General features: G+C 42.7%; 18 protein-coding genes. 6 read left to right on the plus strand and 12 right to left on the minus strand.

Annotated features, from left to right (window positions below; genetic code table 11):
• Positions 1-3: 3 nt before the first annotated feature.
• The 4 genes from oppD to DXK30_RS09390 all read right to left on the minus strand — a co-directional run bounded on the left by oppD (position 4) and on the right by DXK30_RS09390 (position 4978).
• Complete coding sequence (gene oppD / locus DXK30_RS09375) at positions 4-1167, minus strand: oligopeptide ABC transporter ATP-binding protein OppD (protein ID WP_114701460.1); 1164 nt, start codon at positions 1165-1167, stop codon at positions 4-6.
• Between the two features lie 27 nt (positions 1168-1194).
• Positions 1195-2100 (minus strand): oligopeptide ABC transporter permease OppC, encoded by a 906-nt coding sequence (gene oppC / locus DXK30_RS09380; RefSeq protein ID WP_057757598.1) that lies wholly within the window; start codon positions 2098-2100, stop codon positions 1195-1197.
• 98 nt (positions 2101-2198) lie between these two features.
• Positions 2199-3119: an oligopeptide ABC transporter permease OppB gene (gene oppB, locus DXK30_RS09385; protein ID WP_114701461.1), complete on the minus strand. Its 921-nt coding sequence runs from the start codon at positions 3117-3119 to the stop codon at positions 2199-2201.
• Positions 3120-3307: 188 nt separating this feature from the next.
• Positions 3308-4978, minus strand: a complete 1671-nt coding sequence (locus tag DXK30_RS09390; protein WP_114701462.1) for an ABC transporter substrate-binding protein — start codon at positions 4976-4978, stop codon at positions 3308-3310.
• A 980-nt stretch (positions 4979-5958) separates the two neighbouring features.
• On the opposite strand from DXK30_RS09390, the gene DXK30_RS09395 reads away from it, so the two are divergent.
• Positions 5959-6936: a zinc-binding dehydrogenase gene (locus DXK30_RS09395; protein WP_114701463.1), complete on the plus strand. Its 978-nt coding sequence runs from the start codon at positions 5959-5961 to the stop codon at positions 6934-6936.
• 191 nt (positions 6937-7127) lie between these two features.
• Positions 7128-8132, plus strand: a complete 1005-nt coding sequence (locus tag DXK30_RS09400) for an oxidoreductase (protein ID WP_114701464.1) — start codon at positions 7128-7130, stop codon at positions 8130-8132.
• 94 nt (positions 8133-8226) lie between these two features.
• Here DXK30_RS09400 and DXK30_RS09405 read toward each other — a convergent pair whose 3' ends face one another.
• The 3 genes from DXK30_RS09405 to DXK30_RS09415 all read right to left on the minus strand — a co-directional run bounded on the left by DXK30_RS09405 (position 8227) and on the right by DXK30_RS09415 (position 11388).
• The gene (locus DXK30_RS09405) at positions 8227-9372 is read right to left on the minus strand and encodes an SH3 domain-containing protein (RefSeq protein WP_114701465.1); all 1146 of its coding nucleotides are present in this window, start codon (positions 9370-9372) and stop codon (positions 8227-8229) included.
• A gap of 175 nt (positions 9373-9547) precedes the next feature.
• Positions 9548-10084: an NADPH-dependent FMN reductase gene (locus DXK30_RS09410; protein WP_201637775.1), complete on the minus strand. Its 537-nt coding sequence runs from the start codon at positions 10082-10084 to the stop codon at positions 9548-9550.
• A gap of 335 nt (positions 10085-10419) precedes the next feature.
• On the minus strand, positions 10420-11388 hold the full coding sequence (locus DXK30_RS09415) for a LysR family transcriptional regulator (RefSeq protein ID WP_227670801.1): 969 nt from the start codon (positions 11386-11388) through the stop codon (positions 10420-10422).
• 62 nt (positions 11389-11450) lie between these two features.
• Here DXK30_RS09415 and DXK30_RS09420 point away from each other — a divergent pair, with 62 nt between their 5' ends.
• Positions 11451-12206, plus strand: a complete 756-nt coding sequence (locus DXK30_RS09420) for an SDR family NAD(P)-dependent oxidoreductase (protein ID WP_114701468.1) — start codon at positions 11451-11453, stop codon at positions 12204-12206.
• 256 nt (positions 12207-12462) lie between these two features.
• On the opposite strand, the gene guaA is transcribed toward DXK30_RS09420, so the two are convergent.
• Both guaA and DXK30_RS09430 read right to left on the minus strand, forming a co-directional pair.
• A complete protein-coding gene (gene guaA / locus DXK30_RS09425; RefSeq protein WP_114701469.1) occupies positions 12463-14073 on the minus strand; it encodes a glutamine-hydrolyzing GMP synthase in 1611 nt (536 codons plus the stop codon).
• Between the two features lie 221 nt (positions 14074-14294).
• Complete coding sequence (locus tag DXK30_RS09430) at positions 14295-15452, minus strand: MalY/PatB family protein (RefSeq protein WP_114701470.1); 1158 nt, start codon at positions 15450-15452, stop codon at positions 14295-14297.
• Positions 15453-15818: 366 nt separating this feature from the next.
• On the opposite strand from DXK30_RS09430, the gene DXK30_RS09435 reads away from it, so the two are divergent.
• Positions 15819-16637 (plus strand): hypothetical protein, encoded by an 819-nt coding sequence (locus DXK30_RS09435; RefSeq protein WP_114701471.1) that lies wholly within the window; start codon positions 15819-15821, stop codon positions 16635-16637.
• Positions 16638-16925: 288 nt separating this feature from the next.
• Here DXK30_RS09435 and DXK30_RS09440 read toward each other — a convergent pair whose 3' ends face one another.
• Together DXK30_RS09440 and DXK30_RS09445 are read right to left on the minus strand one after the other, a co-directional pair.
• Positions 16926-17708: an FRG domain-containing protein gene (locus DXK30_RS09440; RefSeq protein ID WP_114701472.1), complete on the minus strand. Its 783-nt coding sequence runs from the start codon at positions 17706-17708 to the stop codon at positions 16926-16928.
• Positions 17709-17711: 3 nt separating this feature from the next.
• A complete protein-coding gene (locus DXK30_RS09445) occupies positions 17712-18512 on the minus strand; it encodes a crotonase/enoyl-CoA hydratase family protein (protein WP_114701473.1) in 801 nt (266 codons plus the stop codon).
• A 229-nt stretch (positions 18513-18741) separates the two neighbouring features.
• On the opposite strand from DXK30_RS09445, the gene DXK30_RS09450 reads away from it, so the two are divergent.
• The gene (locus DXK30_RS09450; RefSeq protein ID WP_114701474.1) at positions 18742-19497 is read left to right on the plus strand and encodes a LysE family translocator; all 756 of its coding nucleotides are present in this window, start codon (positions 18742-18744) and stop codon (positions 19495-19497) included.
• A gap of 87 nt (positions 19498-19584) precedes the next feature.
• Complete coding sequence (rlmF, locus tag DXK30_RS09455; protein WP_114701475.1) at positions 19585-20622, plus strand: 23S rRNA (adenine(1618)-N(6))-methyltransferase RlmF; 1038 nt, start codon at positions 19585-19587, stop codon at positions 20620-20622.
• A gap of 110 nt (positions 20623-20732) precedes the next feature.
• Here the strand turns inward: rlmF and DXK30_RS09460 are convergent, their stop codons facing one another.
• Positions 20733-21356 carry a manganese efflux pump MntP gene (locus tag DXK30_RS09460; protein ID WP_114701476.1) on the minus strand — a complete coding sequence of 208 codons (624 nt, stop codon included), beginning with the start codon at positions 21354-21356 and terminating at the stop codon, positions 20733-20735.
• Positions 21357-21379: the final 23 nt, after the last annotated feature.

Raw genomic sequence — 21379 nt, forward strand, 5'->3', positions numbered from 1 at the left:
CCCTTAGCCCTCCAGCGTTGATAGATGATTGGTATCAGTGTTAGTATCGGTTGTCATGTCCTTGGTAACGTCTGCTGAATCATCAACCTGCATCTCAGGATGCCAATGGCAAGCACGTTGACGCTCATGGGGTAAAAACTCAAGCGGCGGTGGTATATCACGGCAGATATCCATCGCATGCGTGCAACGCTCATGAAAAGGACAGCCAGTCGGTAGATTCAGTAGATTTGGTGGACTGCCAGGAATGGTATCAAGCTTACCTTTGTCATCATCGAGACGCGGAATGGCTTTTAATAGACCAATAGTATAAGGATGCGTCGGTGTGTAGAAAATTTCTTCCGTTTCCCCATATGCCATAGTACGACCAGCGTACATCACGAGTACCCGATCACAGATACCAGCTACCACACCCAAGTCGTGAGTAATCATAATAATAGTGGTACCAAAGTCACGCTTTAGCTCGTTTAACAGCACCATAATCTGTGCTTGGACGGTCACATCAAGTGCGGTCGTTGGCTCATCAGCAATCAGTAGTTTAGGACGACATAGCAGCGCCATCGCAATCATTACCCGTTGGCGCATACCTCCTGAAAACTCATGCGGATACATACCAATCCGTTTTTTTGCCTCAGGAATTTTGACCGCATCTAACATACGTATCGACTCCGCCCACGCATCTTTTTTGCTCATACCCTTATGCAGAATCAACACTTCAGCAAGCTGATCGCCTATTTTCATATAAGGATTAAGGGAGGTCATCGGATCTTGGAAGATCATAGCGATTTGCTCAGCACGAATCTTATTCAATGCTTTTTGCGACAAACCTAATAGCTCATTGCCTTCAAATTTTACGGAGCCTTTGGTACGGCCGTTCTTTGCCAGCAGACCCATGATGGCGAACGCCGTCTGTGACTTGCCAGAGCCTGACTCACCAACGATACCCAACGTCTCACCCTCATGCAGATTAAAGTTCAAACCGTTCACTGCGGTCACAAGTCCATCTTCGGTCGTGAATTGTACAGATAAATCTTTAACTGCCAATAAACTGCTTTCTTGACTGACTTGTTTGACCTGATCGACTTGGTTATTGAGCACTGAGTCAGCGCCCACTTTACGGACAGTAGAGTCTATTTTCTCAGGTACGCTATTGCTATCCTGTATTGACATGATGTTGTTCTCCTAGCGAGCTTGAGTCTAGCGGTCTTTAGGGTCAAACGCATCACGTAGACCATCGCCGATAAAGTTAAAACAAAATAAAGTAATGACCAAGAAAGCCGAGGGAATCAAAATTTGCCAAGGCGCAACTTGCATTGTTTGTGAACCCTCTTGGAGTAGCGCACCCCAACTTGTCATTGGCTCCTGCACACCAAGTCCTAAAAAGCTCAAAAACGACTCAAATAAAATCATCGTCGGCACTAGCAAAGAGGCATAAACCACAACCACACCAAGCACGTTGGGTACGATATGACGCAGGATAATATTAAAACCTGATACCCCGCCGACGTGTGCCGCTTCGATAAACTCTTTACTCTTCAGACTCAGTGTCTGACCACGGACAATACGAGCAACATCAAGCCAAGAGACCAAGCCAATAGCGACGAAAATCAAAATGAGGTTACGACCAAATATTGTTACTAGTAAAATCACAAAAAACATAAATGGAAAGGCGCTTAGAATCTCTAAAAAGCGCATCATAATCATATCTACCTTACCGCCTAGATATCCCGATGTTGCGCCATATACCGTACCAACCAATACCGCCACCGTGGCACCAGCGATACCCACCAATAACGATATTCGCCCGCCGACTGCGGTACGCACGAGTAGGTCACGACCGAGCGAGTCAGTACCGAAGTAGTGCTTGTTTTCAATCGACGGCGCAGATTGCATAAAGTTCCAATCAGTCTCTGCATAACCAAAAGGCGCTAGCATGGGCACAAAGATGACAAACATACCGACGAGTAATAGGATAAAAAAGCTCGTCACTGCCGCCTTGTTTTGATAAAAGCGGCGCCATGCATCTTGCCAAAGGCTGCGGCCTTTTATCTCTTTAATAGGCAGTTCCATAAGCTCGGTTGGCTGGTCTACGGTCAGGCTCATAGTCGTCCTTTTACTCATTTAATTGAGAATCTGATATGTATTTTTAAGTGATAATTAGCGTTTATAGGGTGTGATTTAAGTGGCCATTAATACCAATATCAATATTGAATTTTTGGATCAATAATGGCGTATAAAATATCGACGATGGCGTTAAAGGCAATCGTCAATACACCAACCAAAATGGTCAAACTAAGTACAACGCCATAATCACGATTCAGCGCACCATTCACAAATAACTGCCCGATACCCGGTAAACCAAAAATAGTCTCGATTACGATAGAGCCAGTAATGATGCCGACGAATGCAGGACCTAAATAAGAGATCACAGGTAATAATGCAGGTCTGAGCGCGTGCTTCATCACGATTCGACGCATTGGCAACCCTTTAGACTTTGCCGTACGGATATACTGACTATTCATCACCTCAATCATCGAACCACGCATGATACGTGCAATACTAGCCACGTAAGCCAATGCTAAAGCTGTAACGGGCAATACTAGGTTTCGCACTGCTCCATCATTCCAGCCACCGGCTGGCAACCACTGTAAAAGAATCGCAAATACCAGTACCAATAAGGGGGCTTTTACAAAGCTTGGAATCACGACACCCGTCATGGCAAACGCCATAAGAATATAATCCATCCAAGAGTTTTGCTTGAGCGCAGCTATCACCCCAAGAATAAGCCCTAGAACCAGTGCTAATATAAAAGCGTACAAGCCAAGCTCCATTGATACCGGAAACGACTGCGATAACAACTCATTGACCGTATAGTCTTTATATTTAAAAGATGGGCCAAAGTCGCCTAGAGCCAGCTGTTGTAAATAATGAATATACTGTAGCCACATAGGATCATTGAGGTTGTATTTGGCCTCGATATTGGCCAACACAGCTGGCGACAAACTACGCTCACTAGTAAAAGGACTGCCCGGTGCCAAACGCATCATAAAAAAAGACACGGTTATCAAAACAAACATGGTCGGAATGGCTTCTAAAATCCGCCGAAAAATGAGCTTTAGCATAATGCCTCTTTATAAGGTTACCTGTACAACAACGCTTGATTTCAAAATGCTCGTTTTGAGTATTTACGCCACTTTCAGATTTTCTCTGGTCCATAGCAGACGGACGCTATCAATCGGAATTGCTCCTTTTCATAGCGCCTGCTGATAAGACTATTGGATTTCATTCTTTGATGATCAGTGTTTAATGATCAGTGCTTGGCGATAGAGATATCTTTACCTTGCCAGTTGTCTAGAGGATCTTTCGTTGAAAAGCCGATGACGTAAGGTTTTACTAGACGAGGGCTGACATAATGATAGATATTAAGTAGCCCCATATCCTGATCTAACTGTGCTTCCGCTTTTTGATACAAGCTTGCACGTTGCTCAGGCGTGACGCCCGCTTTTAACGTTTGAGCCATTAAGCGATCAAAATTGGCGTTGGCGTACTTACCGTAGTTGCCGCTATTGTCAGATTTGGCAATATTCAAAAATGCTGAAGGTTCGTTGTAGTCGGCACACCAGCCAGCACGAGCGATTTGATAATTGCCGTTACGGCGCGTATCAAGGTAGGTTTTCCATTCTTTATTGGTCAAGGTTACATCGACGAAACCGAGCGCTTGTTTCCATAACGAAGTGGCGGCAACTGCGACCTTTTTATGATTGTCATTGGTGTTGTAAAGCAGCTCAAAGGAGAGCGGATTACTCTCGTTGTAACCAGCTTCATTTAGTAGTTTTTTGGCTTCAGCAATACGCTTCTCTTTATCCCACGTGGACCATTCTGGTTTGTTTTCTACCTTGCCATTAGCTGCTATAGGTGTGAGCTGATAAGCCGCTGTTTGGCCTTGTCCAATAACTTTATCGGCAATGGTGTCACGATCTAGTGATAAGGCTAAGGCACGACGTACTTTAGGGTTGTCGAAAGGAGGCTTGACGGTATTGAACTCGTAATAATAGGTACAGAGATAAGGTGAAACTCTAAGCTCATCACCATTTTTCTCTTTCAAAGAAGCAAACTGCTCGGTTGGAATCTCATTATAAGTGACGTCCACTTCACCAGCCTGATAGCGTGCTACATCGGTCGTGCTAGAAGGAATAGGTAGCATCGTGATGGTATCAAGCGTTGTATTGGCATTATCATAATAAGAAGTATTACGTGTCAAAACGAGCTCATCGTTAATCTGCCATTTACTGACTTTATAAGGGCCGTTGACGACGATATTGGCAGGATCTGTCCATTTATCACCGAATGCTTCGATTGTTTTTTGATGCACAGGTTTGACGGAATTATGGATAAGCATATCTGGAAAATAAGGTACTGGCTCTGATAAAGTTACTTGCAGTGTTTTTTCATCAATTGCCTTTACTCCAAGTGTATCTATACCTGCAGCACCTTCAACGATTTTATCGGCCCCAACCACTTTAGCATCAACCAAATAGCTTGAGTAAGGCGACGCTGTATTTGGATCGACTAGGCGGCGCATGCTATAGACAAAGTCTTGCGCAGTAACTGGATCACCATTTGACCACTTAGCATCACGTAGTTTGAAAGTCCATACTTTGTTATCCGGACTCTCCCACTCAGTTGCGATTCCTGGAATGGTTTTACCGTCTGCATCGGTATTGGTTAGCCCTTCAAATAACTGACGACCAATATTAGACTCAGGTACACCAGACACTTTATGTGGATCAAGCGATTCAGGCTCTGTTCCATTATTAATGACCAGCTCTTGAGTATCTGCTAGTACGTTTGGATCAATATTGGCTGATGAGCTGGCATTATTGCTTGCCGTATTGTCACTACAGCCAGTTATAAACATAGCCAGTACAAGAGCAGTAGGTAAAAATACAGCAGTACGAGGGGAGAGAATGTTGTGGGTCATATAGCGTCCTAGCGGGCAGGTGGCGATCAGATTAACTAATCTAGTAGTAAATCCATTTACAGTTAATATATCGTTTTCATATGCATTATTTACGTCGTTAAAGGCCATAATCTGACCAGTAACTTTGCAATGATTATAGTTATCTAAATTGTTTGAAGTGTCTGTCTAGATGACTACCATCTGTTCATAATGCGTGTTAGAAAACTATTGGTAATAGTAATAATAAAAAAAGTTATCGATGTCAACAATTTTTCAGTCCATAGAAAAAACGTGAATTTAGTCAAACATCTGCATATACTATTAATGAGTAAAAACGAACAAAAAACATACTAATTTACGGAATTCTACAAGGATTTAAACGGTTTTTTTATGAGAAACCCATCACTCGTCAAAATTCTACTATTATGTTATAAATTGTATCTGACATATGTTTGACATTTTATAGTGCTTACGAACTAATACTTGGAATAGCATTCTATTATTAAGCGTAAGACATTTGATAATTTAGATAATCATATGGAAGAGCATTCATATGATACGTTCTAGTGCGACCTTGAGTAGCATGGTGATTAATTAATCATATTCGCTGTAATTCATTGAGTCATGTTACCAATGATTTTTCTTTTTAGTTTCTCTCTAAAAAGCCCTAGTCATTAGAGAATCCTGCTGAAACCCATAAATCAAATAGCATGAACAGCTCTAGATCAGTGTGAGCGGTAACACAAAGAATATGACCGATGTAAGCCAAGCTTTCTATAACAAAATCCCGTTAGCGCAAATGTATCCAACTCCTAGACGACCAGTCTATTTTTAAGTATAGTGTCTTTGTTAGTCGATAACCTCTAAGCATCATTATCATGGTATCGTTTCTACTAGAAGAAAAAATACATCGATGAATGATCTCAATGACATGATGTTTATAGTCGGTTATTCATACACTTATACATAAATTGAATCATAAATACATAAAGGAAATCATCATGCGTAGTGCTATTCATAACAGCTTTGGCAAACCTTCTGACGTATTAAGCGTTGGCGACAGCCCCATGCCGCAGCCAGCTGCCAACGAAGTCCGCGTCAAAACCATTCTCTCCCCTATTCATAACCATGACTTGCTGACCGTAAGTGGTCAATACGGCTATAAGCCTGAGATGCCAGCCATCGGTGGTAGTGAAGCGCTAGGCATTATTGATGCCGTGGGCGATGACGTCACAGATCTAAGCGTCGGCCAACGTGTGGCTTGTGCTAGTGTGCACGAGACATGGGCAGAGTATTTTGTTGCACCTGCCAGCATGGTATTTAACATGCCTGATAGCATCGAAGATGAGTTGGCTGCACAGCTGATTGCTATGCCGCTGTCTGCCCTAATGCTATTAGAGTTCCTAGAAGTAGATAGCGATCAATGGATTATCCATAACGCGGCAAACGGCGCTGTCGGTAAAACGCTTGCGATGCTAGCAGCAGCACGCGGTGTAAATACGATCAACCTAGTACGTAGTAAAGATGCGATAGAAGAGCTGACCTCGCTCGGCATCAAAAACAATGTCGTCACAGCTGATGATGACTGGAAAGACCAAGTTCGCGCTATCATTGGTGATGACAAAATTACAGCAGCCGTCGATTCAGTTGGTGGTGAATCGAGCAACGAGCTACTATCATTACTTGGCAGCAAAGGCACGCTGGTCTCATTTGGTATCATGTCAGGCAAACCAATGGCACTAGACGCTGGTAGCTTGATCTTTAAGCAAGCGACTGTGAAAGGATTTTGGGGCAGCAAAACCAGCCAAGAAATGGACCTTGATAACAAACAACGTCTGATCGATGAGTTACTAGAGCGCGCTTCAAATGGCGACTTAAAGCTACCTATTGAAGCTATCTATAGTCTAGATGACATCACAACTGCCGTCTCTGGAAAAGTACAATCAAGCAAAAAAGGCAAGGTCATCCTAAGACCTTAAGCGATACTTTACCTTGCAGTGACTGTCATTGAAGGCATCATAAATATGAAAAGTCCATTTGTATTACTCGTCAGATAATACCGTGGGCTTTTTTATTTTAACAGTGCTGTTGTTATGATGATTCTAATGCAGACATATACACAAGCAATTACTTATCAACCCAAATAATAATATTTAATAAGGATATAACCATGTCTAACGATACAACCTTCAAAGCCTTAGTCGTCGAAGAAACCAGCGACGGCCAATTTAAAAAAAGCATTCAAGAACGTAAATTTAGTGACTTACCAGAAAATGACTTGCTCATCGAAGTCCATTATTCATCGTTAAATTATAAAGATGCCATGTCAGCATCAGGTAACAAAAGAATCACCAAGAACTATCCCCATACGCCAGGTATCGATGCCGCTGGCGTCGTGGTCAGTGACAAGTCTGGCACTTTTAAAGAGGGGCAAGAGGTCGTCGTATTCGGCTATGATCTCGGTATGGATACAGATGGCGGTCTCGGTCAAATGATCTCAATCCCAGCAGACTGGGCGCTGGCTTGTCCAGAAACGCTGACGCTAAAAGAAGCGATGACCTATGGTACTGGCGGTCTCACCGCAGCGTTAAGTGTGCAAAAGTTAGAAAAAATGGGTGCAAAACCAAGTGATGGTCCAGTTGCTGTAACAGGCGCAACAGGCGGCGTCGGTACGATCAGTATCGCTATCTTAAAGCAGCTCGGCTATGACGTGATTGCGTTCTCAGGTAAGCCAGAGCAAAGCGAGCATTTGAAAGAGCTTGGCGCGAGCGAAGTACGTCATCGCGATACGATCAATGAAATCGGCAGCAAGCCTATCGGCCGTGAGCTGTGGGCCAATGCCATTGATACGCTCGGTGGCGATTATCTAGCTAATTTGCTCAAGCAAACCAAAGCAGGCGGCGCAGTGACTAGCTGTGGCCTAGCAGGTGGCGCTGAGTTTTCTATGACGGTCATGCCATTCATCACTAGAGCAGTATCATTATTGGGTATCGACTCAGTTTATATCCCATTGGCGGACAAAGAAGCCATCTGGAAACGTGTCGCCACTGATATGAAACTGCCTAATCTTGAAAGCTATGGTGAAGAAATTACGTTAGAGCAAACGCCAGAATACCTAGATCGCTTTATTGATGGTAAGACGGTGGGGCGTTATGTGGTAAATGTGAAGGGTTAAATTTTAGTTTTAAAACAATTAGTATTGATAAAAAAGCAGTGCTGAGAGGTGCTGCTTTTTTTTAGTTTCAGAAATAGCCTTATTCATACTTAACTTATTTGAAATAAGTCGTATAACGCCTTAAAATCCAACCTTGCTCTAACTCACCATTAATCTCAACCTCGACAAGAAGCCATGAACGATCGGACTTATTTATAACTCTTGCAATAGTTCCAATTGGTAAAGACTTAATCACATTAGAATGCATACTAGGTTTATCACGAAGATTAAGTAGACTGACCGTAGCAAATCGATGACCTTTTAATGCTTGACGGTCAAATGTAACAGATGGCGCTCTTGTGAACGCGTTTACTTCTTTCTGAGTTGTTAATACATCTAATTCTGCTTGAGCTTGCTGGACATGAGGAGTTATTAATATACCCATAATCAAAAACATGAACGGTATTAGATAAGAGTGGTAGATATAGGATAAATATTTCTTATCTTCATCTGAATATAACCTGAAATCCTTTCCTGATTTAACTTCATCACTTATATCAGAATCAATTGCAGATATCGGTTTTTCAGAAAATCTTGTTACGTCTTCTTGCATCAAATTAGTGCTTATGATCTCTTCAAACTGAACGTCATTTAGTCTCGATATTGCTTTAAAAGACTCAAGATTGCGCAACGACTCAAACTGTTCAAAAATACTTGAATACTCTGATGAAATAGAATTAGCTAAAGCTACTCGGGATTGTAGCTCTCTTGCAAGTCTAAAAGATTCGCTTGCTTCAAATGAAGTACGCACTGTATCAAAAGCACTTCTATATGGTTCTAGTGAGTCCCTAATTAGATTTACCGATGACATCATATTTTCATATACACTAGTGCCTCCTGTACTTTGTATCAGACTGTCTCTTAAAGACATAAGACTATTATTATAGGCACTCATTCCCTTCTTCAATTCAAGAAAAGTATCTTGCACAGCCATTGCTTCTGGGACTCTTAGCTGAGCATTCATTGCTATTGTCCTATGGTCTACAATACTGCTAGAAGCGAAATCCACTGGTTGAACAGCTTTTCTTACAATCTCTCCTAAGCTCTCAGCTGGGCTAACATGCTCATATTGGTTTGCTATCCCCTGTATACTGTTTAATTTTTCGAGCTGGTAGGATAACGGGTTCATTTGACTCTGAACTTTATCAAACATTTCTAACATCGATGGTAGTTTGTATTCTTTTCTAGGTTCTTCATCCATTTCCAAATTCCTTTTATTGAACCGTTTTTAATTGTCCAAAATAAATTTTAAAGATAGCACAATAGTTAGTGAGACAGAGCGCTAGCTTTTACTTGTCTTCTACTTCTTTGAATAACAAAAAAAGCACCCAACCAAGTTGAGTGCTTTTTTATTGCCTATGATCACTGTTCGAGGCTTAAAGCTTACTAATGATCTCATTTAATTGCTCATTAAACGCCTCATCCGTCACTTGTTCTGCCTCAACATCGTAGTTATCAAAGAAATTGGCCAGTGACAATGCACCTTTAACATCCGCTGCAAAGAACGGCGCTGAGCCTTTAGCAGCAGCAAGTACGCTTTGTGCGCCGCTAGGCCCTGGTGAGGTGGCAAGCATAATCATCGGCTTGTTTTGATAAACCTTCATGTCGATGCGTGACGCCCAATCAAACAGGTTTTTATAAGCAGAAGTGTACGAGCCGTTGTATTCGGCAAAGGAGATAACCACCGCGTCCGCTTCACCAATTGCTTGATAAAAATCATGCGCAAATGCAGGAATGCCACTTTCTTTTTCACGCTCTTCGCTAAAGATCGGCATCTCAAGGTCATGAATATCGAGCAAGATAATATCTACATTATTGATGGCATTATTAATCTGCGTGGCTGCATAGCGTGCCAGCTTTTGATTGATTGATTTTCTGCTGTTGCTGGTGCCAAAGGCAAGTACTTTCATCATAAAATCCTTATGGGTTGTGAGTTATATAGAGGCGATATCACGCCGCTTGTGCTTTGAGCATGGCAGCGCTTGCGACTGCTAACAGCGCAGTAAAGCCCGCCATAAGTAAATAAAATGGCTATAAGCCAATATTGCGATGAGGGCAGAAAACACCAATAGCACCAGCAACAGAGCCGCGTTTGATGACGCAATAGCTTTAAGAATACAATTATAGTGTCCATTCTATGAGAAGAACGACAGCAATACTAATTTATGTCAAAATAAAAAATATCTAAGTAGTACCATCTTTACTTAAGCACAGTAAAATAATGTGAGCATATTACTTCTTATTTTTATCACTGATGAGAATGTTGCGAGTAGATATGGTTAATCCAATCCATGAAATAGCGTAGCTTTTTAGGTAAGTGCCGTTTTGATTCATATACAATGGAAACGGGCATATCTTGGCAACAATACTGCGGTAGAACGATAACGAGTTTTTTTTGCTGTAAATAGTTTGTAATACCACCTTCTGGTAACTGAATAATACCTAACCCATTTAGTCCAGCAGATAAATAAGCATCTGTTGTACTGACCGAAATCAAGCTTGACATCGCGAGGTTATGATTAGTTCCTGAAAAATAATATTCAAATGCAGCATTATTTTGTCGCCGATTAGGGGCGTAATCGACGATAAAGTGATGGCTCAAATCTTCGAGCGAGGTCGGCGAACCATATTTTTTTATGTATTCTGGGCTGGCGCAATTAACCATTTTCATGGTGCCAAGACGCTTTGCGATGAGCTCGCTATCATCAAGCTCTCCTACTCGAATCACACAATCAACCTGTTCTTTGATGGGATCAATTCGGTAATCAGCGCCAATGACTCTAATTTGGGTCTGGGGATGCCTATCAAACCATTCTTGCAATCTAGGCATGACAATCGTAGACAAAAATCGACTAGGCATATCGACGCAAATGGTTCCTGTGAGTATTGGGCTTTGCATTTGGAATTGCAAATCTAAAGCCTCAAGCTCTTCAAGTAATAATAAACATTGCGGTAAATAACGTTCGCCTGCTTCCGTTAGGCTCACTCGCCGAGTACTTCGCTGTAATAAACGAGTGCATAAATGTGCTTCTAACTGACTTACTGAATTCGATATTGCTGACTTAGGGGCATTTAAATTTTCTGCCGCTTGAGTAAAGCTTCCTGTTTGCGCGACAGCCACAAAGCGTCGCATTGCTTCTATTTTATCCATCAATTTTCTTATTATTCCATTATCAAGAACAGTTTGATTGGATTTTGACCATTTATCAAGCTGCAATTATTCACTAACCTATCTCTGTTACAAGCGGTTCAAATTAACGAAAGTAAAAAGGTGAAAGAATGAATAAGATTGTATTAATTACCGGTGGTAGTCGTGGACTTGGTCGTAGTGGTGCACTTGAATTAGCAAAACAAGGCACGGATGTCGTTATTACCTATTTACATAATAAGCAAGCAGCACTTGAAGTCGTTGCTGAAGTAGAAGCTCTAGGACAGAAAGCAGTTGCTATGCAACTTGATAGCCGAGATTTTGCTTCTTATCCAGAGTTTGTTGAAAAATTAACACAGAAATTGAGTAAGGTTTTCGGTCGTGACCATTTTGATTATTTAGTCAATAATGCAGGTAATGGATTGCATAAGCCTTTTTCTGAAACATCAATGGAAGAATTTGATGATTTGTATCAGGTACATTTAAAAGCACCCTATTTTTTTACTCAAGCATTACTTGGGCTAATTACAGATGGTGGGCATATTCTTAATGTGTCGTCAGGTTTGGCACGTTTTAGTCTGCCAGGTTCAAGTGCTTATGCTGTGATGAAAGGTGGCGTTGAAGTGCTAACGCGTTACTTGGCAAAAGAGTTGGGTGAGCGAGGTATTAGTGTTAATACAATAGCACCGGGGGCAATAGCGACAGACTTTAATGGTGGGAGTGTTCGTGATAATCAGCAGATAAATACTTTCGTGAGCTCCGTTACTGCAAAAGGCAGGGTTGGTGAAGCACAGGATATTGGCGCGATGATGGCTATGTTACTTTGCGATAAAAGCTATTGGATAACTGGTCAGCGTATTGAAGCTTCAGGTGGAATGTTCTTATAGATTTTATCTGAGGGTGTTCAGAATTCTGTATTAGTTAATGTTGACTAAATATCTAAGATGTCACCGAATCGACATTCAAAATGAATAGACAGTGATATCCAAAAAAATTTCCATTACTTATTGGATGAATTGGTCAACTAACCTTGATATTTCACCAAAAATAGCACAAATAAAGCCCACGCTATCGTGGGCCTTATTTATAATTAACAGTGCTATCTAAGGAGGGATTATTCCCATTCAATCGTTGCAGGAGGGATTATTCCCATTCAATCGTTGCAGGCGGCTTGCTCGACACATCATAAGTCACGCGTGATACTTCAGCGATTTCATTCATGATGCGGTTCGATACCGTCTCGATCAGATCATACGGCAGATGCGCAAAGCGAGCCGTCATAAAGTCTACCGTCTCAACTGCACGTAGCGCGATTACCCATGCATAGCGGCGGCCATCGCCGACCACGCCGACAGATTTGATTGGTTGGAATACCGCAAATGCTTGTGCCGTCTTGTCATACCAGCCTGAGCGCTCAAGCTCTTGCATAAAGATTGCATCTGCCAAACGCAGGATATCAGCGTATTCTTTTTTGACTTCACCAAGGATACGCACGCCCAAACCTGGACCTGGGAACGGATGACGATAGATCATTTTGGCTGGTAACCCTAGCGTAATACCAAGCTTGCGTACTTCGTCTTTGAACAAATCACGCAACGGCTCAATTAGTTTAAATGCCAAATCATCTGGCAAACCGCCTACGTTATGGTGGCTCTTAATGACGTGTGCTTTGCCTTGATGCGACTTAGCAGATTCGATGACGTCTGGGTAAATCGTACCCTGTGCCAAGAACTCAACGACTTTACCATCACTCTGCTCGCTCACTTGACGCGCGCTATCAGCGAATACGTCGATGAAGGTTTTGCCGATGATTTTGCGTTTTTTCTCTGGATCAGACTCACCTGCTAGCGCATCTAAGAACAAGTCTTCTGCATCAACACGGATGACTTTGACACCCATGTTTTCTGCAAAAATTTGCATCACTTGGTCGCCTTCATGCAAACGCAATAGACCGTTATCAACGAATACACAGGTCAGCTGATCGCCAATGGCTTTGTGCAATAGCGCGGCAACGACTGAACTATCAACACCGCCCGATAGACCTAGCAGTACTTGCTTGTCACCGATTTGCTCTTTTAGCTGTGCGATACGCATATCAGCGATATTGTCTGGCGTCCACTCACCTGCACATTCACAGATTTGATGTACGAAACGACCAAGCAGCTCTTGACCTTGTAGCGTATGCGTCACTTCTGGGTGGAACTGTAGACCGTAGTATTGCTTGTCGTCATTTGCCATAATCGCGATCGGACAGCTTGGCGTGCTAGCGATGATGTCGAAGCCTTCAGGTACTTCGATGACCTTATCACCATGACTCATCCAAACATTTAGCTTGGCAGCCGCGCCGTCAGTCTTGCTGTCTTCGATACCGTCAGTCAGCTGCGAGTGACCATTTACTTCGATGGTCGCCGCACCAAACTCATGAATATCACTGGCATGGACTTGCCCGCCAAAACGATCTGCCATCGCTTGCATACCGTAGCAGATACCTAGTACTGGTACGCCTAGATCAAATACCGCATCGTTGATACGTGGGCTGTTTTCTGCGTGGACGCTCTCAGGGCCGCCTGACAAGATGACGCCTTTTGCGCCAAAATCAATGATGCGCTGAGTGTCGATATCATAAGGGAACATCTCACAAAACACCCCAGAATCGCGCACACGGCGAGCGATTAACTGGCTATATTGCGAGCCAAAATCGAGGATTAAGATGCGATCTTCTTTGATTGCAGGAGTGGCAGCAGCAGTGGTCATAAATCGATATCCATCAATAGATAAATTGGTGCCCTATTTTAACAAGTTTACGCCCTCTATTGGCTATTAGATGGTTAATTATTCGCGATTATTATTCGCGTACACCCTCAATTTGAATAATTACTCTCTAAATAATGATAAAAATAAGCAAAGAGTAAACAGCAAACTCAATTATGAGGAAACTATCTTCCTCTCTATTAATCAGCCACTTGCTAGGTTTACTACGTAATATCACTCAAAGCTGAGTGCATACGATTCAACCCTTCCCTCAATATTGCTTTAGGACAGGCCACATTTAGGCGCATCTTTAAATGTCCCTCCTCGCCATATTTAATGCCGGCGTTTAGCTCAACTTTGGCAGCTCTAAGCGCGTCATACAGCGCCTGATCGTCTTGGCTATATGCTGAGCAATCTAGCCAAATTAGGTACGATGCTTCTGGCCGCATGATTTTAATATCAGGCAAATGCTCATTTAAAAACTGCACGGTCAATTCAATATTGGCTTCGATATAACTAAGCGCCTGCTCTAGCCACTCACCGCCGTACTCATAAGCACTACGCATGGCTGTATACGCAAATAGATTCAGCTCGTACTCATCATTTAACTGCTGCTGATGACTGATTTTTTTGATTAGCGCCTTATCTTTAGCAAATATCATAGAGCCTTTGATACCTGCAATATTAAAGGTTTTGGTCATCGAAGTCAGGCTGATGACGTTGTGCTCATAGCCTTCTGCAAGCGTTAAAAATGGTGTAAACGTATGATCAGTCAAGGTCAAGTCTTGATGAATTTCATCACTAACAATTGCCACATTGTGCTTTTTACAAATGGTCAGTAGCGCTCCAAGTTCGTCCCTCGTCCATACACGCCCGCCAGGATTGTGTGGATTGCACAGTAGATAAAGCTTAACCTCATGCTCGATGATTTTGGCTTCGATATCAGCCAAGTCCAAATGATATTTACCTTCGACTTCCTTTAATGCAGAGAGCACAAGCTTGCGGCCATTTTGCTCAACCTTGCTCATAAAAGGCGTATAAATAGGATCGTTGACCATTACCGCCTCGCCTACCTTGGTAAAGACATTCATCATCAGCGCTAGGCTTGGCACGACACCCGGGGAAAACAAGATATTTTGCTTCTCTAACTGCAAGTCATAACGACTGCCATGCCAGTTAATAATCGAGTCGTATAAAGCGTCAGTAGGCTTGGTATAACCCAAGATACCATGCTGCATGACTTGCTCAACCGCGCTTAATATCGGTGCAGCAGCCTTAAAATCCATATCCGCCACCCATAGCGCAATCGTGTCATCGCTATAGTGCCACTTGAGTGAACCGGTATCACGTCTGTCGATTATTTCATCAAAATTATATTGCATTGGTACTCTTCTTATTTAGAATAATAATGGTTTGGAACGTCAAAAACACAGCGCAATATGTGCACTATATTATAAATATACGCTACGCTATCTGCTCTAGTAGATTAAGGCGTATTCGATTTTTCATAAATAATTAAAGTGCTTTTAGACCTTAATTATCCATTTATCGGCTTAAATAACCTTCAAAGATATAAAGTAAACATTATTTCAATAATGATTAAAAAATAATGCTACATTAAGGTTTCGGACTCTATCTATCATAAAGTTATTTATGCCAGAGTGCGCTGATGTTGCCATGATTATAATCTACCAACATCTACCCAAACTATCTAATAAGCCATCAAGGCTAACAAAAAGGAATGAAGAATGAAAATGGACTTTTTACCGAAATCAGTACTAAAGATTAGTGCCCTCACCTTTGCCATTGCCGCAACTGCTTCTTGCACTGCTATGGCAACAGGAACTGACCATCAAACTGCAAACGCAACTAGCAGCACCGCTATCACTCTTGGCAACGCTGCCACAACTAGCGGCACCAATGATACCGTTGCTATCGGTAGTCAGGCTAATGCAGGATTAAACTCAGCTACTGCCGTTGGCGGTCAAGCTAACGCTGCTGGTCTAGGCTCAACCTCTATCGGTTGGCAATCAAAAGCCACTGCCGAACGTGCGCAAGCATTTGGTCATCTAGCCAATGCAAGCGGTGTACGCTCTACCGCTGTCGGTGAAGCCGCTATGGCAGGTGGCAATAATGATACGGTTGCTGTCGGTAATAAAGCCAATGCAGGTCTAAATTCAGCAACAGCCGTTGGCGGTGAAGCCAATGCCGCTGGTCTAGGCTCAACGTCTATCGGTTGGCAATCTAAAGCCACTGCTGAACGTGCACAAGCTTTTGGTCATCTAGCCAATGCAAGCGGTATGCGCTCTACCGCTGTCGGTGAAGCAGCTATGGCAAAAGGCGCAACTTCGGTCGCTGTCGGTAATAAATCTATGGCAGGCGGCATGAACAGTATCGCTATCGGTAATGAGGCAAAAGCATCTAAGGACAACCAAGTCGTCTTAGGTAACGCTGGACAAGTCCAGTCGAGTACCGCAGCACAATCAGGTACGGTCAGAATCGTCACGATCGATGACAACGGCACTTTAGGTACTATGATGGTTGATTACTACCAAAAAGCTAAATAATTATAGTTGAGTGGTTAACACTGACGCTATTGTAGTCAGTCATACTCGATAAAATAAAAAACCTCGCAATTGCGAGGTTTTTTTGGTTTGCTTGGTGGTGTTTTGGAGTGCTGTGTTAGATTTTGTAGTTATCAAAGTTATTACAAAGCTAGAGCCAATTCTGCCATTTGCTGCTCTATGTAAGTAGACGGTTTCAGCTAAAGTAGCTTAAAGTAATATTTCTATTCTTAATTCACTTTTTTAAAGATATTACACCCTTTCAAAATCTTAGTAAAAGACTCGTTTAGCTTACCAACGGTTGTGTTGAAACTGACCGAACCTAAAACTATGTACATACCCAAATCCATCAAGATCAGGAAATAACGTTAAATGTCTTATATCAAAAGTCTCTGCTAGCTCTTTGAAAGCTAGTTTTTTAAAGGAAGGAGTAATGTTTATGGCTATATATGAATCTATATTATTAGATATAGCTACACTTCCAGACGGTTTATTAGTAACTCCGCTATAAAGAAACTGGGCACTTTGAGATGCTATTCTTTTAGAAACTACTGGCGGTTGCCAAACGAATGGATGATCATAACCTTCTAGCTCATTACACACATCCGCATAAGACCTAACTTCAAGCTCATTTTCATATCCTCCAACAAAGTCTGAATGAAATCCGAAAAGTAGCCCATTTTTTTCTTGCTCAGATGTGCAAGCAAACCATAGACCTATTAACAAATTTCTAGAGCAGTCAAGCAATCTCGTTGCAGCTCCATGATGTTGAAGTTTAGCTAGTAACTCTAGATCTTTAAGCTCTCTATTATTATCGTATCTATAACCTTGATGAGTAGCATGCTCTAACAAAGACTTCTCATAACTTTGCATAATTTGCTCAGTCACTTCTTTATTAGTAATTTTCAACCGTCTGTAAGCTGCACTATGAATAGGCCATTGGATATCACTTTGCCCTCTCCAAAAATAAACATTTCTACGATTTGGAGCATGACTCTTAACTAAGGCTAATAAATCTTCAATGGACTCTGGAGAAGGAACTTTTCCAAACAGCTCACTATCGAAAAACATCATTATCTATATCCCCTTAAACTCAGCCTCACGTCTCTCAACCATCGCCATTACACCCTCTTTCGCATCTTCTGAATGAAACAGCGGTGGTAGATAGCTATGGATATTAGCCAATGCAGTCGCTGCCCCATTACGGCTGGCATCTTGTGCTGACGACAATGCGCCTCTAACACCCAAAGGCGCGGCTTTGCAGATCTCTTGGGCTAGCGTCAGTGCGCGCTCATATTCAGTGCCGTTTGCTACCACTTCACTGACCAAATTCAGCCTATCAGCCGTTTGCGCATCGAATGCTTTACCAGTAAGCAGATATGGCATGGCTTTTTGCCAGCCTGCCGCTGCGACAAACCGTACCGTCGCACCGCCAAATGGCATGATGCCGCGCTGTACTTCCATTTGTGCAAAGTTACAGTTATCACTAGCGATGACCACGTCGCTGTTTAGCATCAGTTCAATAGCCACAGTGAAGCAAGTACCTTTTACCGCGACGACCACAGGTTTGGTACGTAGTTTTCCGCTAATGCCCCATGGGTCGATTTGATCGTCATTAAACTCAAACACGCCATCGTTTAGCTTGTCCTGTAGCTCTACCAAATCTAGCCCAGCGGTGAAGTGATCTCCATGGGCAAATATTAATGCACAGCGCAAGTTGTCGTCCGCCTCATAGCGAGTCATGGCGTCAGACAGTTGGGCAATCATATGACTGTCAAAGGCGTTGCGTTTATTGGCACGATTTAGCCCGACAAGGCAAACATGGCCTTGCGTGTTATAAGTGATGCGGTTTTCTGTGGCGTTACTATCCGTAGTCATGGTTCCATCCTTGTTAAAGTAATTATTTGCATATAATGAGTGGTTATATAGTCAAATCTCGATAATTTATCGGTAGAGATTGAGCGATAAGTCACCTTTAATATAGACACCCTCGTTCTATAACACAAGCCATAGAGATGACTCGCATAGTGCAAAAATCGATAAAAGTTGACCTCATTTACGATAAGTGCAACTATGTTGCAGGTCTAAGTATGGTTCAGAGTATTTTATGGAATTTTGGCACGGTTTTTTGCTCATCACTAGCGTACATCTATTGGCTGCGGCCTCACCTGGCCCTGATTTTGTCTTGGTATCGCAGCAGACGTTGGCAAAAGGTCGACGCACAGGTTTGATCTGTAGTCTCGGTATTACCTTGGGGCTTGCCGTACATATTATTTATTCGGTGTTGGGACTGGCGACTGTCATTGCTCATTCGCAGCCATTATTGACTACTATTAAATGGTTGGGCGGCGGCTATCTGATTTATTTAGGTTGGCAAGGTATCCAAGCCAAGCCTAAAAAACCAGCAGATTTAGACACAGCTCATTTTGTAGAAAAAACACATCCTTTGGAAAAAGCAAACCCGCAAGTGGGTTCAAGCGCTCACGTTTCACAAGATGTGCATGCTAGCCAGACCACACCTGCAGCTAAAGAAGCCACTATCGAAAAATCGTCTAGCAATAGCGAATCTACCTTTGCCACATTGCGTCGCGGATTCCTTTGTAATGTCTTTAATCCAAAAGCGCCTGTCTATTTTGTAGCTATCTTTACTCTTGTATTGTCGCCTGATATACCGCTTTGGCAATTGGCTATTTATGGTGTATGGATGATGGTGTTACAGATGGCGTGGTTTAGTACGGTCGTCATGCTACTCTCTATCCCTGCGGTACATCGACGCTTCCAACGATTTGAGCATTGGATCGACCGCGTATTGGGTACTGCGATGATCGTATTAGGGCTTAACTTGATATTGCGTCACCGATAAGCGACCGATAAAGCGCGGATAAACAATTAGCAACCTGCGAAATCTGCTACACTGGTCACTTATATCCATATATCGTAGCCTGACATTATGACAAGTAAGCCCATGACCCGTATTCCAGCAAATAGTACACACAGAAACAGATCACCGGCGACCGCGAAGAAACTCGGTCAGCTACATCCGCGCAACCCACATCAGGGTCGCTACGACTTTGCGGTATTGACTCGCGCTTTACCTGAGCTAGCTGACCATACCATTACCAATCCTAAAGGTGAGTCGACGATTAATTTCTCGGATCATCAGGCTGTTCGCGTGCTGAATAAAGCACTATTGGCGAACTATTACGGGGTTAAGTTTTGGGACATTCCTGAAGGCTATCTATGCCCGCCTATTCCTGGACGTGCCGATTATATTCACTATATTGCGGACTTATTGGCGCAAACTACTCACGTAAACGCCGATAACACACCGCCAACGGGTAAAGAGATTCATGCCCTTGATATCGGTACTGGTGCCAGTGCGATCTACCCTATCGTCGGTAGTCAGAGCTATGGCTGGCGCTTTACAGCAAGTGATATTGACCCTATTTCGGTCAACACTGCAGCGCTGATTTGTGAAGCCAATCCAAAACTAAAGAGTGCGGTCAAAGTAAAGCTGCAGCCTGAGCCTAAGTTTATCTTTAAGAACATCATTGGTCGTCAAGATTATTTTGATGTCGTGGTTTGTAACCCTCCATTTCATGCTTCATTAGAGGAAGCGATGGAAGCCAATAGCCGAAAGCAGCACAATTTGCAGCGCCATCGTGGTAAGAATGAAAGCGAGCAAATCAGCCGCAGTTCAACCAAATCAGGCAACGCTGCGCAAAACCTAAACTTTGGCGGTCAGCACAAAGAGCTATGGAGTGAAGGTGGCGAAATTGCGTTCTTGACCAAAATGGCAAAAGAAAGCCAGAGCTTTGCCGAACACGTTGGTTGGTTCACAACCTTAGTATCAAAATCTGAAAACGTTAAGCCATTGCAATTATTATTAAAGCAGTTGAACGTCGCTCAAATGCGTATTATTGAAATGAGCCAAGGTCAGAAAAGCACTCGTGTACTAGCTTGGCGTTTTGATACTGATGAAGAATAGTCACTAAGCAAAACTACTAACTTGAGTTTCACGTGAAACAAAAAAGCACCGTTTTGATATTCAAAGCGGTGCTTTTGTATAAATACTCAGTAAAAATCTAAATATATTAGCTAAAAAAACATTACTTTTAGACCAATCGCAATAAGCACGATACCGCCCAATGCTTCAGCTTTATCTTCTAGCCATGTGCCCGAGCGACGTCCCAAATAGACCCCGAGCCAGCCAAATATAGCGGTTACTATAGCGATAATAAGGCAGGCTAACCACGCGTTCAGTGCCAATAAGTTCAGCGTAAACCCTGCTGCCATTGCATCAATACTGGTTGCAACTGCTAACGTAAACATGGTGCGGTGATTGATATGTCCATGCTTACTCGTGGCTGTTACTGTATCACTATCAGTGTTAATAGCATCATCATTGACGTCCAGATCATCACTGTCAGTATCTGACTCATCGGCAGTAAACACTTCATAAAGCATTTTCCCACCTAGAGCAATCAAAATAGTGCCACCAATCCAAGGTGCGGCAGCGGCCAGCCAACCCAACATTGCCGCACCTAATAAGTAACCAATAAGCGGCATGACACCCTGAGCGATACCAAAGTAAAGCGCAGCATAGATAGCCAAGCGCAGTACATATTGATGACTATATTTTTGAGCCTTAGCACCCAACCCTATCGACACTGCAAACGCATCCATCGCTAAAGCAATAGCGAGTAAAATTACTTCAACCATTTGGTTCCCACAAATTATAATTA

Source organism: Psychrobacter proteolyticus (assembly GCF_003350005.1).
Classification (GTDB): domain Bacteria; phylum Pseudomonadota; class Gammaproteobacteria; order Pseudomonadales; family Moraxellaceae; genus Psychrobacter; species Psychrobacter proteolyticus.

What these genes read in the sequence shown, in the direction of transcription:
- DXK30_RS09420 (WP_114701468.1), top strand. Translation starts at nt 11,451, where the DNA reads ATGAATAAGATTGTATTAATTACCGGTGGTAGTCGTGGACTTGGTCGT.
- DXK30_RS09405 (WP_114701465.1), bottom strand. Translation starts at nt 9,372, where the DNA reads ATGGATGAAGAACCTAGAAAAGAATACAAACTACCATCGATGTTAGAA.
- DXK30_RS09410 (WP_201637775.1), bottom strand. Translation starts at nt 10,084, where the DNA reads ATGATGAAAGTACTTGCCTTTGGCACCAGCAACAGCAGAAAATCAATC.
- oppB (WP_114701461.1), bottom strand. Translation starts at nt 3,119, where the DNA reads ATGCTAAAGCTCATTTTTCGGCGGATTTTAGAAGCCATTCCGACCATG.
- DXK30_RS09450 (WP_114701474.1), top strand. Translation starts at nt 18,742, where the DNA reads ATGGAATTTTGGCACGGTTTTTTGCTCATCACTAGCGTACATCTATTG.
- oppD (WP_114701460.1), bottom strand. Translation starts at nt 1,167, where the DNA reads ATGTCAATACAGGATAGCAATAGCGTACCTGAGAAAATAGACTCTACT.
- guaA (WP_114701469.1), bottom strand. Translation starts at nt 14,073, where the DNA reads ATGACCACTGCTGCTGCCACTCCTGCAATCAAAGAAGATCGCATCTTA.
- DXK30_RS09460 (WP_114701476.1), bottom strand. Translation starts at nt 21,356, where the DNA reads ATGGTTGAAGTAATTTTACTCGCTATTGCTTTAGCGATGGATGCGTTT.
- oppC (WP_057757598.1), bottom strand. Translation starts at nt 2,100, where the DNA reads ATGAGCCTGACCGTAGACCAGCCAACCGAGCTTATGGAACTGCCTATT.
- DXK30_RS09435 (WP_114701471.1), top strand. Translation starts at nt 15,819, where the DNA reads ATGAAAATGGACTTTTTACCGAAATCAGTACTAAAGATTAGTGCCCTC.
- DXK30_RS09400 (WP_114701464.1), top strand. Translation starts at nt 7,128, where the DNA reads ATGTCTAACGATACAACCTTCAAAGCCTTAGTCGTCGAAGAAACCAGC.
- DXK30_RS09390 (WP_114701462.1), bottom strand. Translation starts at nt 4,978, where the DNA reads ATGACCCACAACATTCTCTCCCCTCGTACTGCTGTATTTTTACCTACT.
- DXK30_RS09445 (WP_114701473.1), bottom strand. Translation starts at nt 18,512, where the DNA reads ATGACTACGGATAGTAACGCCACAGAAAACCGCATCACTTATAACACG.
- DXK30_RS09430 (WP_114701470.1), bottom strand. Translation starts at nt 15,452, where the DNA reads ATGCAATATAATTTTGATGAAATAATCGACAGACGTGATACCGGTTCA.
- DXK30_RS09440 (WP_114701472.1), bottom strand. Translation starts at nt 17,708, where the DNA reads ATGATGTTTTTCGATAGTGAGCTGTTTGGAAAAGTTCCTTCTCCAGAG.
- rlmF (WP_114701475.1), top strand. Translation starts at nt 19,585, where the DNA reads ATGACAAGTAAGCCCATGACCCGTATTCCAGCAAATAGTACACACAGA.
- DXK30_RS09395 (WP_114701463.1), top strand. Translation starts at nt 5,959, where the DNA reads ATGCGTAGTGCTATTCATAACAGCTTTGGCAAACCTTCTGACGTATTA.